This window comes from Bradyrhizobium sp. USDA 4473, assembly GCF_054063335.1.
Map to the genome: position 1 here is coordinate 5,394,231 of NZ_JBSSGE010000001.1, position 14,647 is coordinate 5,408,877.

General features: G+C 64.9%; 15 protein-coding genes and 1 pseudogene. 12 read left to right on the forward strand and 4 right to left on the reverse strand.

Features of this window, described 5'->3' with window-relative positions; translation table 11 throughout:
• Window positions 1-173 precede the first annotated feature (173 nt).
• Together ACVW17_RS25420 and ACVW17_RS25425 are read left to right on the forward strand one after the other, a co-directional pair.
• Window positions 174-404: a hypothetical protein gene (locus ACVW17_RS25420; RefSeq protein WP_050627401.1), complete on the forward strand. Its 231-nt coding sequence runs from the start codon at window positions 174-176 to the stop codon at window positions 402-404.
• A gap of 20 nt (window positions 405-424) precedes the next feature.
• Window positions 425-646: a hypothetical protein gene (locus tag ACVW17_RS25425; protein ID WP_456754428.1), complete on the forward strand. Its 222-nt coding sequence runs from the start codon at window positions 425-427 to the stop codon at window positions 644-646.
• A gap of 252 nt (window positions 647-898) precedes the next feature.
• Here the strand turns inward: ACVW17_RS25425 and ACVW17_RS25430 are convergent, their stop codons facing one another.
• The 4 genes from ACVW17_RS25430 to ACVW17_RS25445 form a co-directional block, all read right to left on the reverse strand.
• Window positions 899-1,288: a PRC-barrel domain-containing protein gene (locus ACVW17_RS25430; RefSeq protein WP_456797982.1), complete on the reverse strand. Its 390-nt coding sequence runs from the start codon at window positions 1,286-1,288 to the stop codon at window positions 899-901.
• A 26-nt stretch (window positions 1,289-1,314) separates the two neighbouring features.
• Entirely contained in the window at window positions 1,315-1,548 is a 234-nt protein-coding gene (locus ACVW17_RS25435) for a hypothetical protein (RefSeq protein WP_456754430.1), read from the reverse strand.
• Window positions 1,549-1,674: 126 nt separating this feature from the next.
• Window positions 1,675-2,352 carry a glycerol-3-phosphate 1-O-acyltransferase PlsY gene (gene plsY, locus ACVW17_RS25440; RefSeq protein ID WP_456754431.1) on the reverse strand — a complete coding sequence of 226 codons (678 nt, stop codon included), beginning with the start codon at window positions 2,350-2,352 and terminating at the stop codon, window positions 1,675-1,677.
• Window positions 2,353-2,733: 381 nt separating this feature from the next.
• On the reverse strand, window positions 2,734-5,013 hold the full coding sequence (locus ACVW17_RS25445) for a TonB-dependent siderophore receptor (protein WP_456754432.1): 2,280 nt from the start codon (window positions 5,011-5,013) through the stop codon (window positions 2,734-2,736).
• A 301-nt stretch (window positions 5,014-5,314) separates the two neighbouring features.
• On the opposite strand from ACVW17_RS25445, the gene ACVW17_RS25450 reads away from it, so the two are divergent.
• From ACVW17_RS25450 to ACVW17_RS25495, 10 genes and pseudogenes are all read left to right on the forward strand, one after another.
• Window positions 5,315-5,599, forward strand: a complete 285-nt coding sequence (locus ACVW17_RS25450) for a ribbon-helix-helix domain-containing protein (protein ID WP_456754433.1) — start codon at window positions 5,315-5,317, stop codon at window positions 5,597-5,599.
• 3 nt (window positions 5,600-5,602) lie between these two features.
• Complete coding sequence (locus ACVW17_RS25455) at window positions 5,603-5,914, forward strand: type II toxin-antitoxin system RelE/ParE family toxin (RefSeq protein ID WP_456754434.1); 312 nt, start codon at window positions 5,603-5,605, stop codon at window positions 5,912-5,914.
• 239 nt (window positions 5,915-6,153) lie between these two features.
• Window positions 6,154-7,455: a serine hydroxymethyltransferase gene (glyA, locus tag ACVW17_RS25460; RefSeq protein WP_456754435.1), complete on the forward strand. Its 1,302-nt coding sequence runs from the start codon at window positions 6,154-6,156 to the stop codon at window positions 7,453-7,455.
• 75 nt (window positions 7,456-7,530) lie between these two features.
• Entirely contained in the window at window positions 7,531-8,013 is a 483-nt protein-coding gene (gene nrdR / locus ACVW17_RS25465) for a transcriptional regulator NrdR (RefSeq protein ID WP_016844999.1), read from the forward strand.
• The gene (ribD, locus tag ACVW17_RS25470) at window positions 8,010-9,170 is read left to right on the forward strand and encodes a bifunctional diaminohydroxyphosphoribosylaminopyrimidine deaminase/5-amino-6-(5-phosphoribosylamino)uracil reductase RibD (RefSeq protein ID WP_456754436.1); all 1,161 of its coding nucleotides are present in this window, start codon (window positions 8,010-8,012) and stop codon (window positions 9,168-9,170) included. The genes nrdR and ribD overlap by 4 nt, the downstream gene beginning before the upstream one ends.
• Window positions 9,170-9,778 (forward strand): riboflavin synthase, encoded by a 609-nt coding sequence (locus ACVW17_RS25475; RefSeq protein WP_456754437.1) that lies wholly within the window; start codon window positions 9,170-9,172, stop codon window positions 9,776-9,778. The genes ribD and ACVW17_RS25475 overlap by 1 nt, the downstream gene beginning before the upstream one ends.
• 234 nt (window positions 9,779-10,012) lie before the next feature.
• A complete protein-coding gene (gene ribH, locus ACVW17_RS25480) occupies window positions 10,013-10,504 on the forward strand; it encodes a 6,7-dimethyl-8-ribityllumazine synthase (protein ID WP_456754438.1) in 492 nt (163 codons plus the stop codon).
• A gap of 2 nt (window positions 10,505-10,506) precedes the next feature.
• Window positions 10,507-11,001, forward strand: a complete 495-nt coding sequence (gene nusB, locus ACVW17_RS25485; protein ID WP_212013410.1) for a transcription antitermination factor NusB — start codon at window positions 10,507-10,509, stop codon at window positions 10,999-11,001.
• A 138-nt stretch (window positions 11,002-11,139) separates the two neighbouring features.
• Window positions 11,140-12,141, forward strand: a complete 1,002-nt coding sequence (gene thiL / locus ACVW17_RS25490) for a thiamine-phosphate kinase (protein WP_456754439.1) — start codon at window positions 11,140-11,142, stop codon at window positions 12,139-12,141.
• Window positions 12,142-12,364: 223 nt separating this feature from the next.
• Window positions 12,365-14,486, forward strand: a pseudogene (locus ACVW17_RS25495) (sodium-translocating pyrophosphatase).
• The last annotated feature ends 161 nt before the right edge of the window (window positions 14,487-14,647 follow it).

Here is a 14,647-nt window from a genome sequence, read left to right on the forward strand (position 1 = left end):
CAGTTGCGAAAATAAATGGGGCTCGGTGAGGAACCAAGACATTCCCTGCGCTTTATCTCGTTTCCCGACGTGACGTGATCCGGTCGGATCTCGTCACGTTGGATGCTTTGGACGCGTTTTCTTCATGCGAAGTGGTGCCTTCGCTTGCAAACGCTCTGATGGAGAGGCCGGATATGCTTGTCGAGCGCGGGATCGAGGTGCTGAACGTCGAGGTCGTCGGTGACGCCTACGCGATCGCCTCCAACTATCTGCGCAAATCCGGCGCCATTCCCGACACTTTCGCCACCAACGAGCGTTTGCTCGGCATCATCGTCAAGCTGTTCCAGCGCGGTGAACTGAACCGGCTCCGCCTCGCCAACAAGGCGATCGCGAAATTCGAGGCCGAGACGTTGGTGGTCGCCTGAGCGTCAACCCGGAGACTTCAATGGAAGCCGCTATCGATCGGATCATGCAGACGTATGATCTGCTGCTCAACCGCACGTCCGCTGCCAGCGACGAGGCGCGGGCGAAGGTGACGGAGTACGTGCAAACGCTGTTCGACGCCGGCGAGCGCGATCCGCATCGGCTGACCGTGTGCGGACTGACCTATCTCCGGCAGCTCGACGGCAGCACCGATCATGTGAAGGCCGGCTATACGGGGCTGTAGGGGCTCTCGTTCCGTGTTGCCGGTTCGCCTGTCAAGCAGCCTGCTCAGTGTCATCGCCCGCGTATGCGCATGCGTCTGCGGGTGATCCCGTATTCCGGAAGCAGTAGCGCGCGAGCGGAGCGGCGCAGATCGCTCAGACATCGAAACGCAGGCGAGATCGGAATTCAACAAGCCACAGCCTGTGCGCAGTCTCCTCCGGTCCGCGCAGGAGCGCGTCCCGTCTGCACACAGGAGCAGACGGGACGTCAGTGCTTACTTGTTGTCCGGCTTCCAGGTCGTGCTGGCCCGATCATACTTGAAGCCCGGCGCAGCCTTCAGGCTGTCCTTGGTTTCATCGAGAGTGAGCCACCACTTGTCGTTTTTCTTCTGAGATTTGATCGCCGTGTATGGCACGATCACATCCTTCTCGCCGGCACCGAGAAAGCCGCCGACGCCAACGACGAGGCCGGTCACCTTGCCGGTCTTGTCGACAAGCACGTCGTCAATCGTCCCGATCTTGGATTCCTTCGGGTCGTAGACGTTCTGCTTGTAGTAGTTGGTGATGGTCCAGCTCTCCGTCGGGGCGGAAGACATGGTGGTCGCCGCATGCGCGGCGGTCGCGAGCGTTGCGGCCAGGATGCAGCCGATGGCAAATTTCTTCATCAGAGAACTCCTTGGCTGAGCGCCGATTAGTTGGAGCTGCAGACCTTGACGGTCTTCATGCCGGCCTCGGCCTCGGAGCGAGTCTTGTAAACGGTGCCTGACGGGCTGACGACGGTGGTCGTCGTGTCGACCGGCTTCTGGTCGACGATCGTGCATTTCTTCGTCTTGACGTCCTGCACGACGTAGTATTCGTCCGCGGCAAAGGCCGGCGCGACGAAAGCGGCAAGCAAGGATGCCGCGACAATGGTCTTAAAGTTCATGTTGTCTCCTCCAATAGCCGTATCAATCGGCGGAGGTGGAACGGGAAAAATTGGCAAAGGTTCCTAGAATCTGCGGCCTCTGCTCGGCCGGTTGTGGCCAACGAGGATTCGTTTGCGGACTCAGCGCTAGCTTTGCGATGTCGCATTCGACGGCTGTCCGAGACGTGGCTCTGTCCCGGCCAGCAGCCGTTGAATGTTGGCGCGATGGCGCATGATGACGTAGAGGCTGCCCGCAATGACCAGGAGCCGATAGGGCAATGATTGCTCCAGGCCGCAGACCAGCGCGACCGCGGTGAGCGCCGCCAGCATTGAGGCGAGCGAGACAATCCGGGAGAGCGCCACCACGACGCCAAAGGCGATCGCGGCACCCAAGCCTACGGGCCACGAGATCGCCAGTAGCACGCCGAGTCCGGTGGCCGCGGATTTGCCGCCGCTGAAATTCAACCAGATCGAACGGCCGTGTCCCAGCAACACGGCGAGGCCGGCCAGGCAGACCGCCCAGGGCACCACGATAGGGAGATCAAGCGCCGTCGGTGGCGTGACCGATGGCCATGTGGACAGCCAGGGATAGAACCAGCGGGCAAATGCAATCGCAGCCGCGCCTTTCAGCACATCCAGCAGGAGGACGACCAACGCTGGCCACTTGCCCAGGGTCCGCAACACGTTCGTTGCTCCCGTGGATCTGGAACCGTGCTCCCTGATGTCGATGCCCCGCAGCAATTTCCCGGCCAGATAGCCCACGGGAATCGAACCGAGCAGATACGCGCCTGCCAATCCAACCAGACCTGCAATCCAGAACATCATCGCTTGCCCTCAACGCGGCAATGTCGGGTAATCATCGTTCGATGTCCATCGCGGCCGCGCCGGGAACGGGCAGGGGCTGTTGATGCGGGGTTGCGGTCTCGATGTGGTGCAAAAGGCCCGACGGCCATCACGAACGGCCGCGGCGGCCGGCACGCTGAGGAAGAATCGTCCCGGCCGCCTCGGGAAACCCCTTGGCGACGTAAAAGGCCCGCTCCGGGGCTCGCATTTCGGAGCGGGCCAGTCTGGGCGCGGCAAATATCACCGCGGCGCGAAACCTAGCGCGACATGCTGACACCACCCTGACGACGGTCAAAAAAAGAGGCGGTCGAATACCGCCCCTCGCTGTCGCAATGTTTGTGACCAGAATGCCTCGCGGCATGCTCACCATTTGTAGCCGAGGCTTGCCGTGATGCGGCGGCGATCGCCGTAGTAGCAGGAACTGATGGTCGCGCAGCTCGCGACGTAGATCTTGTCCGTGATGTTCACCACATTGAGCGCCGCGCGCCAGTGGTTGTCCCATTCGTAGTGCAAAGCAAAGTCGCCGAGCACGACGCCCGGAACGCGCGCGGTATTCGCGGTGTCGGCAAAGGACGAACCGACATAGCGCACGCCGCCGCCGAGGCCGAAGCCAGTGAGCGGACCATCGCGGAAGGTGTAGTCGGTCCAGACCGAGGCGAGCTCGCGCGGCGTGTTGGTCGGCACGGTGCCGATCAGCGCGGGATTGAGGTCCTTGCTGACGAACAGTTCGTAATTGGTGTAGCTCGCCACCAGCTTGAAATCGCGCGTGATGTTGGCGACCGCCTCGAGCTCGACGCCGCGCGAGGTGACCTCGCCGTTCTGGGTCTGGAATAAGGGGTTGTTCGGGTCTGTCGTCAGCGCGTTCTTGCGCTTCAGGTCGAACAGCGCGACGCCGAACCGCGCGTTGAGCCCGACCGGCTCGTACTTGACGCCGATCTCGGTCTGCTCGGAGGTCTCCGGCAGCAGCAATTGGCCGGCGGCATTGGTGCCGACAACCGGATTGTAGCCGGTCATGTAGGACACGTAGGGCGCAACGCCCACGTCGAAATTGTAGATCGCGCCGACGCGGCCGGAGAACTTGCTGTCCTGGCGGCTCTGATCGGCGCCGATCCGGTTGTTGTTGGTGAGATCGACCCAGTCCTGGCGTCCGGACAGCACGACGGTCAGGCGGTCGAGCTTGACCTGATCCTGCAGATAGAGCCCGGCCATGCCCTGGGTGAGATAGGCGTCCTGATACAGCGCACCGCTGTAGGGCAGATTGTTGCCGTAGACCGGATTGAGCACCTTGAGGTTGGTGCCCATGCCAAAGCCCTGGCGGTCGTCGATCCCGTAATATTTCAGATCGACGCCGACCAGCGCGGTGTGTTGCAGCGCGCCGGTGGCGAAGCGGTATTCGACCTGATTGTCGAGGTTGAGCTGGGTGGCGATGCCGCGGGTATAGAAATTGCCGCGGCTGATGTCGGCGGCCGCCGGCGTCGTCGCGTAGCCGAGCCCGTAGAGGCCGGCATAGTAGACATCGACATGCGCCATGCGCGCGTTCTGCCGGAAGTCGACGTTGTCGGTGATGCTCTTCTGGAACTGATAGCCGACCATCTCCTGATCGCGGCGGAACTGGTCGACGCCGGGATCGCCGACGAACAGGCTGGTCGGAATCCGGCCGAACGGCGCGTTGGTGACGGTGCCTTCATAGGGCAGGAAGTTCAGCGCGCGGGTGTTGGCGTGCGAGGCCATGCCGAACACCGTGAGGCTGGTGTCGGCGTCCGGCCGCCAGGTCACCGACGGAGCGAAGAAGAAGTTGTTGTCGTAGACATAGTCGGTCTGGGTGCCGCCGCCCTGGGCCTGGCCGACCAGACGATACTGCACCTGGCCGCCCGCCGGCTGCGCCATCGCGCCGCCGATGTCGAACTGGGTGTAGGCGTTGCCGAAATTGTTGATGCCGGTCTCGATGTAGCGAATCGGCTCGGCGGACGGCAGCTTGCTCACCGCATTGACGAGGCCGCCGGGCGCCGAGCCGCCATACAGGATGCCGGACGGGCCGCGTAGCACCTCGACGCGCTCGAGGTTGAAGGGCTGCAGCTTCCAGCTCGCATAGGAGGTGTAGAACAGCTGCAATCCGTCGAGGAACAGCGACTCGTTCTGTGCCGGGAAGCCGCGGATCATGAACCAGTCGTTGCGGAAATCGGCGCCGTAGGTGCCGCCGATCACGCCCGGCGTGTAGCGCAGCACCTCGTCGAACTTGCTGACGACCTTCTGGTCGCGGATCTGCTCGGCGCTGATCACGCTCACCGATTGCGGCGTCTCGATGATCGGCGTGCTGGTCTTGGTGCCGCTCGAACTCTGTCGCGCCAGGTAGCCGGTGACCGGGCCGTTGGCGCGCTCGTGCCCGCCGCCTGAGCCGGCGGCCTGCTGCGCGGCCTGTGGCTGTGCGCTCACCGGAGCGCTTGTCGCGCGGCGTGCGGCGCTGCGTGCGCGCGTGGTCCGTTGCGAAGGCTGCTGTGAGCGCGCCGCTTGCCGCTGCTGCGGCGCGTCGATCGTCACAGACGGCAGTTGCGTCTGCGCGAACACATCGTCCGCACTCGCGACCGAGAACACCACCAAGGCCGAAGCAGCCAACCGCTGCGGCCGAATCCATCCGTCCGTCATTCAACGCCCCCGAAGAGAATTTTCTTCGGCGTCGTTATCACGCTGATGTTCGTTGACAGCCTGCGCGCAGTTAGAAGCTCTCGAAGCTGTGCGCTAAGCTCGCGTGTGTGACCGCGAGACAACGGAGTACGAAGCGCAATTGCACGTGTTGCGAGAGAGCTTTGAATCGATCCAGTCTTGAACGATTCAAATCGGTATGAGCGCCTCTCTGATCGCGCAGGTCCGTGCCTTGTGAGAGGGGGCGGCGACGCTTGGCAATGGTAGGATAAAGTAGTAATTCTTACTCCACGGAGGTGTGCGGATGGCAAGCAATGTTGAGAAGCTCAGCGTGGCGCTGACCGGCGAGCAGGCTGCTGCGCTCAGGGCCGCCGTCGATGCCGGGGAATATGCGACCACGAGTGAGATCGTACGGGAGGCTGTCCGAGACTGGCAGCTGAAGCGGGAACTCCGCCAGGGAGACGTCAGACGGCTGCGGCAGCTGTGGGACGAAGGCGTGGCAAGTGGGATGGCGGGCGTGCTCGACACGAAGGCGTTGCGCAAGGAAGCCCGGGCGAGACTGTCACGCAGGTCGGCGAAGAAAGCGTAGGAGATGCCGGCGGAGATTATCTGGTCAAACCAAGCGCGCGAGGATTTGCTGGAAATCTACGTTCTGATCGGGTTGGAGCAGCCACCTGCAGCTGAACGCTATTTCGACCGAATAGAAGCCAAGGCCAATGCACTGGCATTGCAGCCACGAATGGGTGTGAGACGCCCGGATATTCGAGATGAAGTCCGGATGCTTGTCGAGGCACCTTACCTCCTGTTGTCCCGCACTCAGCCTGATGCCGACGACGGACCAATCCGTTCTGTCGAGATCGTGCGCATCGTGGACGGCCGAAGAGATCTGACCACGTTGTTCTGAGGCCAACGGAGTTCTGAGGCCAACGGAAGCTGGAGGTTCGGCCCCGGAAGCACACCAGATGGTCCGGTCCCCTCGCAATCCCCGCCATCCCCACCATATCTGGCATAATTGACCGCCACCGACCGCAACCGCTTGGCCATTTTGGGGCGATGTGGTAACGCTCTGAAACCAGCTTCGACCGCCACTCGTGACCGTCCGCATCCTGCCTAAGGGCTTGCGGCGGTGGAGATATTTCGCCGATGACCTCATCCCCCAAGACTGCTTCCGCGCCCGATTCCTTCTTCACGGCGCCTCTTGCCGAGGCCGATCCCGAGATCGCCGCCGCGATCAAGGGTGAGCTCGGCCGGCAGCGCCATGAGATCGAGCTGATCGCCTCCGAGAACATCGTCAGCCGCGCCGTGCTGGAGGCGCAGGGCTCGGTGATGACCAACAAATACGCGGAGGGTTATCCGGGCGCGCGCTATTACGGCGGTTGCGAGTGGGTCGACGTCGCCGAGAACCTGGCGATCGAGCGCGCTAAGAAGCTGTTCGGCGCGGGCTTTGCCAACGTCCAGCCGAACTCCGGCAGCCAGATGAACCAGGCGGTGTTCCTGGCGCTGCTGCAGCCCGGCGACACCTTCATGGGTCTCGATCTCGCCGCCGGCGGCCATCTCACCCACGGCTCGCCGGTCAACATGTCCGGCAAGTGGTTCAAGGCCGCGCACTACACCGTGCGCCGCGAGGACCAGATCATCGACATGGACGAGGTGCAGAAGCAGGCCGAGATCGCCAAGCCGAAGCTGATCATCGCCGGCGGCTCGGCCTATTCGCGCGCCTGGGACTTCAAGCGCTTCCGCGAGATCGCCGATAGCGTCGGCGCGTATCTGCTGGTCGACATGGCGCACTTCGCAGGGCTGGTCGCCGGCGGCGTGCATGCCTCGCCGGTGCCGCATGCCCACGTCACCACCACGACCACGCACAAGTCGTTGCGCGGTCCGCGCGGCGGCCTGATCCTCACCAATGACGAGACGCTGGCCAAGAAGCTGAACTCGGCGATCTTCCCCGGCCTGCAGGGTGGCCCGCTGATGCATGTCATCGCGGCCAAGGCGGTGGCGTTCGCCGAGGCGTTGCGGCCCGACTTCAAGGTCTACGCCAAGAACGTGGTCGAGAACGCCAAGGCGCTGGCCGAGACGCTGCGCGGCCACGGCCTCGACATCGTGTCCGGCGGCACCGACAACCATCTGATGCTGGTCGACCTCAGGCCGAAGGGGCTGAAGGGCAACGTCTCCGAGAAGGCGCTGGTGCGCGCCGCCATCACCTGCAACAAGAACGGCATTCCGTTCGATCCCGAGAAGCCGTTCGTGACCTCGGGCCTGCGGCTCGGCACGCCGGCTGCGACCACGCGCGGCTTCGGCGTCGCCGAGTTCAAGCAGGTCGGCGGCATGATCGCCGAGGTGCTGAACGCGCTGGCGCAGTCGCCGGACGGCAAGGCGCCGCTGGTCGAGGCCGCGATCAAGGAGCGCGTCAAGGCGCTGACCGATCGCTTCCCGATCTATCAATAAGAGCCGTGTGATCCGGAAAAGTGGGCACCGGTTTTCCGAAGAAATCACGCGCAAACAAGCTAGAGGTCCCGCTGGATGCGCTGTCCGAGCTGCAATTCTCTTGATACGCAGGTCAAGGACTCGCGTCCGACCGAGGACTCCGCCGTCATCCGCAGGCGGCGCGTCTGCATGGCCTGCAATTTCCGCTTCACGACCTTCGAGCGGGTGCAACTGCGCGAGCTCACCGTGATCAAGCGCAACGGCCGCCGCGTGCCGTTCGACCGCGACAAGCTGGTGCGCTCGCTGCAGATCTCGCTGCGCAAGCGCCCGGTGGAGTCGGAGCGGGTGGAGAAGATGGTCTCCACCATCGTGCGCGAGCTCGAAAGCGGCGGCGAGGCGGAGGTCTCCTCGGAGGCGATCGGCGAGATCGTGATGGAGCATCTGCGCCAGCTCGACGACGTCGCCTATGTGCGCTTCGCCTCGGTGTATCGCAATTTCCGCGAAGCCAAGGACTTTGAGGCGGTGCTCGACGAGCTGACCGGCGAAGAGGACCCGCGGCTCGCGACGTTGCGAAAATGATCTTCCGGATATTGGAAGACCAGTTCGCGCAGAAAGCCAAAGAGGCCAAGGAAGCAGCCAAAGCCGCCGACCTGCGCTTCATGCAGCTCGCGCTCGCGCTCGGCCGGCGCGGGCTCGGGCGCACCTGGCCCAATCCGGCGGTCGGCGCCGTCATCGTCAAGGACGGCGTGATCGTCGGCCGCGGCTGGACCCAGGCCGGTGGCCGCCCGCATGCCGAGGTCGAGGCACTACGGCGCGCAGGCGAGGCGGCGCGCGGCGCGACGCTCTATGTCACGCTCGAACCCTGCTCGCATTTCGGCCGCTCGCCGCCTTGCGCGGATGCCGTGGTCGCGGCCGGGCTTGCCCGCGTGGTGTCGGCGATCGAGGATCCCAATCCGGAGGTCGGCGGGAAGGGGCACGCCAAGCTGCGTGCCGCCGGTATCAGTGTTGATGTCGGGCTGTGCCGGGCGGAGGCCGCGCATGACCATGCCGGACACTTCCGCCGGATCACGGAGAAGCGCCCGCATGTGAGCCTCAAGCTCGCGGTGTCCGCCGACGACAAGATCGCGGCCAGCGGTCACCAACCGGTCGCGATCACGGGCGAGGCGGCGCGGACCCGCGTGCATCTGCTCCGCGCGCGGAGCGATGCGATCCTGGTCGGCATCGGCACGGTGAGGGCTGACGACCCGCTGCTGACCTGCCGGCTCCCCGGCATGGCGGCGCGCTCGCCGGTGCGGGTGGTGCTCGACCGCGCGCTGCGGATCTCCGGCGACAGCCGCCTGGTGCATTCCGCGCGCGAGACGCCGCTCTGGGTGGTGACGTCTGACATGGCGGAGGCGCCCGCCGCAGTGAAGCTCGGCGCTGCCGGCGCAGAGGTGATCCGCGTGGCCACCACCGGCGCGGCCGGGCTCGACCTGCCGGCCGTCTTGCATGCGCTGGCGGAGAGGGGGATCACGCGGCTTTTGGTCGAGGGCGGCGCGCGCGTGGCAAATTCTTTCGTGGCGGCCGGCCTTGTCGATGAAATCTGGCTGCTGCGCGGGCCCGATGCGATCGGTGCCGATGGCGTTCCCGCGCTGGACGCAATGCCGCTCGACGCAATCACGCAGTCGCCCGCGTTTCGGCTTCGTGCTAGCGAAACCCACGGCAAAGACAGTCTCAATATCTACGAGCGTGCGTAATGTTTACCGGAATTGTCACCGATATCGGTGAGATCGTCAGCCTGAAGCCGGTCGCGCAGGGGCAGCTGCACCGGTTGCGGATCGCCTGCGACTACGACCAGACCACGATCGCCGACGGCGCCTCGATTGCCTGCAATGGCGTCTGCCTCACCGTGGTCGCCTCCGGCACAGCCGACGGCAAGACCTGGTTCGACGTCGATGCCGCGGCCGAGACGCTCGGCATGACCACCGCCAAGCACTGGATGCAGGGCGGCCGGCTCAACCTCGAGCGCGCGCTGAAGATCGGTGATGAGCTCGGCGGTCACATCGTGGCCGGCCATGCCGACGGGATCGCCACCATCGTCAAGCGCGACGATCTGCCCGACATGGCGCGCTTTGAGCTGAGAACCACCCGCGAACTGGCGCGTTTCATTGCGGCCAAGGGCTCGGTCACGCTGGACGGCGTGTCGCTGACCGTGAATACGGTCGAGGACGTTGCCTTTTCGGTGCTGATCATCCCGCACACGCTCAGTGTCACGACCCTGAGCGGCTGGAAGGCCGGCAGCGAGGTCAATATCGAGGTCGATCTGATGGCCCGCTACGCCGCGCGGCTGTCGGAGATGAAATGACGGCTTAGCCGTCATGCAGACGTCATTCCGGGGCGATGCGAAGCATCGAACCCGGAATCTCGAGAGTCCCCGATGCACAATTGTGCATCTGCGGTCTGGTCCTGCGGACCATCCCGGAATGACGATGTCGAAAGCATTCCTGCTTGGCTTCGGCCGTTGGGGCGACTAAAAACTCGCGAAACGTTGACATCCAACGTTATCGGTGAATGTCAACAAATTGAAACGGATACGCAGATGGCTGACGCGCGGCGCGCACCCCTGAAGGACCAGACCGACATATCAGGCGCACGCGTGCTGATCGTCGAAGCCCGGTTTTACGACGACATCCAAGATGCGCTGCTGGAAGGCGCGCTCGCCGAGCTGAAGGCGGCCGGCGCCAGCCACGACGTGATCACGGTGCCGGGCGCGCTGGAGATCCCGGCGGCGATCGCGATCGCGATCGATGCCGCCGCGGCGAACGGCAAGCCCTATGACGCGGCGATCGCGCTCGGCTGCGTGGTGCGCGGCGACACCATCCATTTCGAGATCGTCTCCCAGGAATCCTCGCGCGGCCTGATGGATCTGGCCGTGAGCCGGAAATTCCCGCTCGGCAACGGCATCCTCACCGTCAACACCGAGGCCCAGGCCTGGGCGCGGGCGCGCGCCAGCGAACTGAACAAGGGCGGCGACGCCGCGCGCGCGGCGATCGCGATGCTGCGGATCAAACGCCGCCTGGCAAAGGCCTGATCATGGCTGACAGCAACAAACCCGGCAAAGCCCCTGAGCGAAAAGCCAACCGGCGCGGCGCGGCCCGGCTTGCCGCCGTGCAGGCGCTCTACCAGATGGACATTGGCGGCGCCGGGATCAACGACATCTTCGCCGAGTTCGAGAGCCACTGGCTCGGCAACGAGGTCGAGGGCGAGACATATCTGCCCGCGGAAGCGGCGTTCTTCCGCGACGTCGTCTCCGGCGTGGTGCGCGACCAGGCCAAGCTCGATCCGCTGATCGACGAAGCGCTATCGAAGGGCTGGCCGCTGAAGCGCATCGATGCGATCCTGCGCGCGGTGCTGCGGGCCGGGTCCTACGAGCTCGAGCATCGCAAGGACGTCCCGGGCCGCGTCGTGGTGTCCGAATATGTCGACGTCGCGCATGCCTTTGTCGAGAAGGACGAGACCGGCATGGTCAACGCCGTGCTCGACCAGATCGCACGCCAGTTCCGCGGCGACGAGTTTGTGCGGAGCTGAACCACGTATTCCGCCGTCATCACCTGCGCAGGCGGGTGATCCAGTACGCCGCGGCGGTCATTGGCAACAACAGCTGCCGCGGCGTACTGGATCGCCCGGTCAAGCCGGGCGATGACAGCTGAGGGGAAGGCGCGCGACATGGCAGAGCGTCACGACAGCCCCTCCGGCGAAGATTCCCTTATCTCGCGCTATTTCAAGCCGCTGGCGACCGATCCCGGCGCGTTCGGTCTCGACGATGACGCTGCCGCGCTGCGGGCGGCCGGCGAGGACATCGTGGTGACCACGGACGCCATCGTCGAGGGCGTGCATTTCCTCCCCGATGATCCGCCGGACACGCTGGCGCGCAAGGCGCTGCGGGTGAACCTGTCAGACATCGCGGCCAAGGGGGCGACGCCGGCGGGCTTCGTGCTGACATTGGCCGTGCGCAAGGTCGATGAGGTCTGGCTGAAGCCGTTCGCCCGGGCGCTCGGCGAGGACGCAGCCGATTTTGGCTGTCCGCTGCTTGGCGGCGATACGGTCTCGACGCCGGGGCCGCTGATGATCTCGATCACGGCGTTCGGCCGGCTGCCGCAGGGCAAGATGGTGCATCGCGCGGGCGCGCAGGCGGGCGACCGCGTGTTCGTCACCGGCACAATCGGCGATGCCGCGCTCGGTCTCGATGTGCTCCGGAATGGACCGGTCGCGGCGGCGCTGGCAGACGATGCCGCAGGCCGGGATTTTCTGGCCGCCCGCTACCGTGTTCCGCAGCCGCGCAACCTCCTTGCCAACGCCGTCCGTAGCCACGCCAGCGCGGCGATGGACGTGTCCGACGGTCTCGCCGGCGATCTGGCCAAGCTGTGCGCGGCCAGCGGCGTGACGGCCGTGATCAACGTCCCGAGCATTCCGTTGTCGTCGGTGGCTGCGGGCCTCGTCGCACGCAAGGCGATCGGGATCGAGACCCTCGTCGCCGGCGGTGACGACTACGAGATCCTGTGCGCGGTCCCGGGCGATCATGTCGACGCCTTCCTGCGGGAGGCCCGGCAGGCCAAGGTCGCGGTGACCGCGATCGGTGGCCTCATCGCCGGTTCGTCGCCGCCCAGTTTCCTCGACGGGCAGGGCAGGGAACTGGCGCTGACGCGGCTGTCCTACAGCCATTTCTAGAATCCTCGCGCCGGCTGGCGCCGATTTTCCTTCCAAATTGCTGCCGATATCGGCGTTTTCGGCCACAGGTGGCGTTGCACAGCGGTAACGATTTTGGCAAGGTCGCGCCCGATTTGAGGCAATCCGTTTTTGGGGAGGGTTGTCTTCGCAAAATAAGCGCCTGCTGCCCCCTAGCGGCACAAATAGGCGCGGGGGTTACATCAAGGATCTGAGGCAACATTCAATGACAGCTTTGTGGTTGATAGTGCTCTGCGGGGCGCTTTCCATCGTCTACGCGATCTGGGCGACCCAGTCGGTCCTGAACGCGGATGCGGGCAGTCCCCGCATGCAGGAAATCGCAGGCGCGGTGCGCGAGGGTGCACAAGCCTATCTGCGGCGGCAATACACGACGATCGGCATGGTCGGTATCGTGATCTTCGTGCTGCTGGCCTACTTCCTCGGCCTCTTGGTGGCCCTCGGATTTGCGATCGGCGCGATCCTGTCGGGCGCGGCCGGCTTCATCGGCATGAACGTCTCGGTGCGCGCCAACGTCCGCACCGCGCAGGCGGCAACCACCTCGCTCGCCGGCGGCCTCGAGCTCGCCTTCAAGGCGGGCGCGATCACCGGTCTCCTGGTCGCCGGCCTCGCGCTGCTCGGCGTCACCATCTACTTCATGATCCTGGTCAAGTTCATGGGTCTGGAAGCGGGCAGCCGCACCGTGGTCGACGCCATGGTGGCGCTCGGCTTCGGCGCCTCGCTGATCTCGATCTTCGCCCGTCTCGGCGGCGGCATCTTCACCAAGGGTGCTGACGTCGGCGGCGACCTCGTCGGCAAGGTCGAGGCCGGCATCCCCGAGGACGATCCGCGCAACCCGGCCACCATCGCCGACAATGTCGGCGACAATGTCGGCGACTGCGCCGGCATGGCGGCGGACCTGTTCGAGACCTATGCGGTGACCGCGGTCGCCACCATGGTGCTCGCGGCGATCTTCTTCGCCAAGACGCCGATCCTGGTGAACATGATGACGCTGCCGCTCGCGATCGGCGGCATCTGCATCATCACCTCGATCATCGGCACCTTCTTCGTCAAGCTCGGTGCCAGCCAGTCGATCATGGGCGCGCTGTACAAGGGCCTGATCGCCACCGGCATCCTGTCGCTGGTCGGCGTCGCGCTGGTCATCAACTGGCTGATCGGCTTCGGCAAGCTCGACGGCGTCGACTACACCGGCATGGCGCTGTTCTGGTGCGGCGTGGTCGGCCTCGTGGTCACCGGCCTGATCATCTGGATCACCGAATACTACACCGGCACCGACTACCGCCCGGTGAAGTCGATCGCCTCCGCCTCGGTCACCGGTCACGGCACCAACGTGATCCAGGGCCTCGCGGTCTCGATGGAGGCGACCGCGCTGCCCGCGATCGTCATCATCGCCGGCATCCTGGTCACCTACAGCCTGGCCGGCCTGTTCGGCATCGCGATCGCGACCGCCACCATGCTGGCGCTGGCCGGCATGATCGTCGCGCTGGATGCCTTCGGCCCGGTCACCGACAATGCCGGCGGCATCGCCGAGATGGCGGGGCTGCCCAAGGAGGTGCGCAAGTCGACCGACGCGCTCGACGCGGTCGGCAACACCACCAAGGCGGTGACCAAGGGCTACGCGATCGGCTCCGCCGGTCTCGGCGCGCTGGTGCTGTTTGCGGCCTATAATCAGGACCTCAAATTCTTCATCGGCGACTCCAACGCCCATGCCTATTTCAAGGGCGTCAATCCCGACTTCTCCCTGAACAACCCGTACGTCGTGGTCGGCCTGCTGTTCGGCGGCCTGCTGCCGTATCTGTTCGGTGCGATGGGCATGACCGCCGTCGGCCGCGCCGCCGGCGCGATCGTCGAGGAGGTGCGGCGTCAGTTCCGCGAGAAACCCGGCATCATGCAGGGCACCGACAAGCCGGACTACGGCAAGGCGGTCGACCTGCTGACCCGGGCGGCGATCAAGGAGATGATCATCCCCTCGCTGCTGCCGGTGCTGTCGCCGATCGTCGTCTACTTCCTGATCTACTTCATCGCCGGCGGCGGAGCGGACGGCAAGTCTGCGGCGTTCTCCGCGGTCGGCGCCATGCTGCTCGGCGTCATCGTCACCGGCCTGTTCGTCGCCATCTCGATGACCTCGGGCGGCGGCGCCTGGGACAATGCCAAAGAAGTACATCGAGGACGGCCACTATGGCGGCAAGGGCAGTGATGCCCACAAGTCCGCGGTGACCGGCGACACCGTCGGCGATCCCTACAAGGATACGGCGGGTCCGGCGGTGAACCCGATGATCAAGATCACCAACATCGTGGCGCTGCTGCTGCTGGCGATTTTGGCGCACTAAGGTCTTGGCGCGCTAAGCGGCGTGCAACGAACGAATGCAAACCCCGCGGTGCGAGCCGCGGGGTTTTTGCTTCAGGTGGGTGCAAAATATCGCACCGTCATTGCGAGCGGAGCGAAGCAATCCATCGCTTCACAAGCGGGGAAATGGATTGCTTCGTCGCT

Bases quoted from the DNA above. Each gene is read 5' to 3' on its own strand.
- plsY (WP_456754431.1), bottom strand. From the start codon at position 2,352: ATGATGTTCTGGATTGCAGGTCTGGTTGGATTGGCAGGCGCGTATCTG.
- ACVW17_RS25430 (WP_456797982.1), bottom strand. From the start codon at position 1,288: ATGAAGAAATTTGCCATCGGCTGCATCCTGGCCGCAACGCTCGCGACC.
- ACVW17_RS25475 (WP_456754437.1), top strand. From the start codon at position 9,170: ATGTTTACCGGAATTGTCACCGATATCGGTGAGATCGTCAGCCTGAAG.
- glyA (WP_456754435.1), top strand. From the start codon at position 6,154: ATGACCTCATCCCCCAAGACTGCTTCCGCGCCCGATTCCTTCTTCACG.
- ACVW17_RS25425 (WP_456754428.1), top strand. From the start codon at position 425: ATGGAAGCCGCTATCGATCGGATCATGCAGACGTATGATCTGCTGCTC.
- ribH (WP_456754438.1), top strand. From the start codon at position 10,013: ATGGCTGACGCGCGGCGCGCACCCCTGAAGGACCAGACCGACATATCA.
- ACVW17_RS25435 (WP_456754430.1), bottom strand. From the start codon at position 1,548: ATGAACTTTAAGACCATTGTCGCGGCATCCTTGCTTGCCGCTTTCGTC.
- thiL (WP_456754439.1), top strand. From the start codon at position 11,140: ATGGCAGAGCGTCACGACAGCCCCTCCGGCGAAGATTCCCTTATCTCG.
- ACVW17_RS25455 (WP_456754434.1), top strand. From the start codon at position 5,603: ATGCCGGCGGAGATTATCTGGTCAAACCAAGCGCGCGAGGATTTGCTG.
- ACVW17_RS25420 (WP_050627401.1), top strand. From the start codon at position 174: ATGCTTGTCGAGCGCGGGATCGAGGTGCTGAACGTCGAGGTCGTCGGT.
- ribD (WP_456754436.1), top strand. From the start codon at position 8,010: ATGATCTTCCGGATATTGGAAGACCAGTTCGCGCAGAAAGCCAAAGAG.
- ACVW17_RS25445 (WP_456754432.1), bottom strand. From the start codon at position 5,013: ATGACGGACGGATGGATTCGGCCGCAGCGGTTGGCTGCTTCGGCCTTG.
- ACVW17_RS25450 (WP_456754433.1), top strand. From the start codon at position 5,315: ATGGCAAGCAATGTTGAGAAGCTCAGCGTGGCGCTGACCGGCGAGCAG.
- nrdR (WP_016844999.1), top strand. From the start codon at position 7,531: ATGCGCTGTCCGAGCTGCAATTCTCTTGATACGCAGGTCAAGGACTCG.
- nusB (WP_212013410.1), top strand. From the start codon at position 10,507: ATGGCTGACAGCAACAAACCCGGCAAAGCCCCTGAGCGAAAAGCCAAC.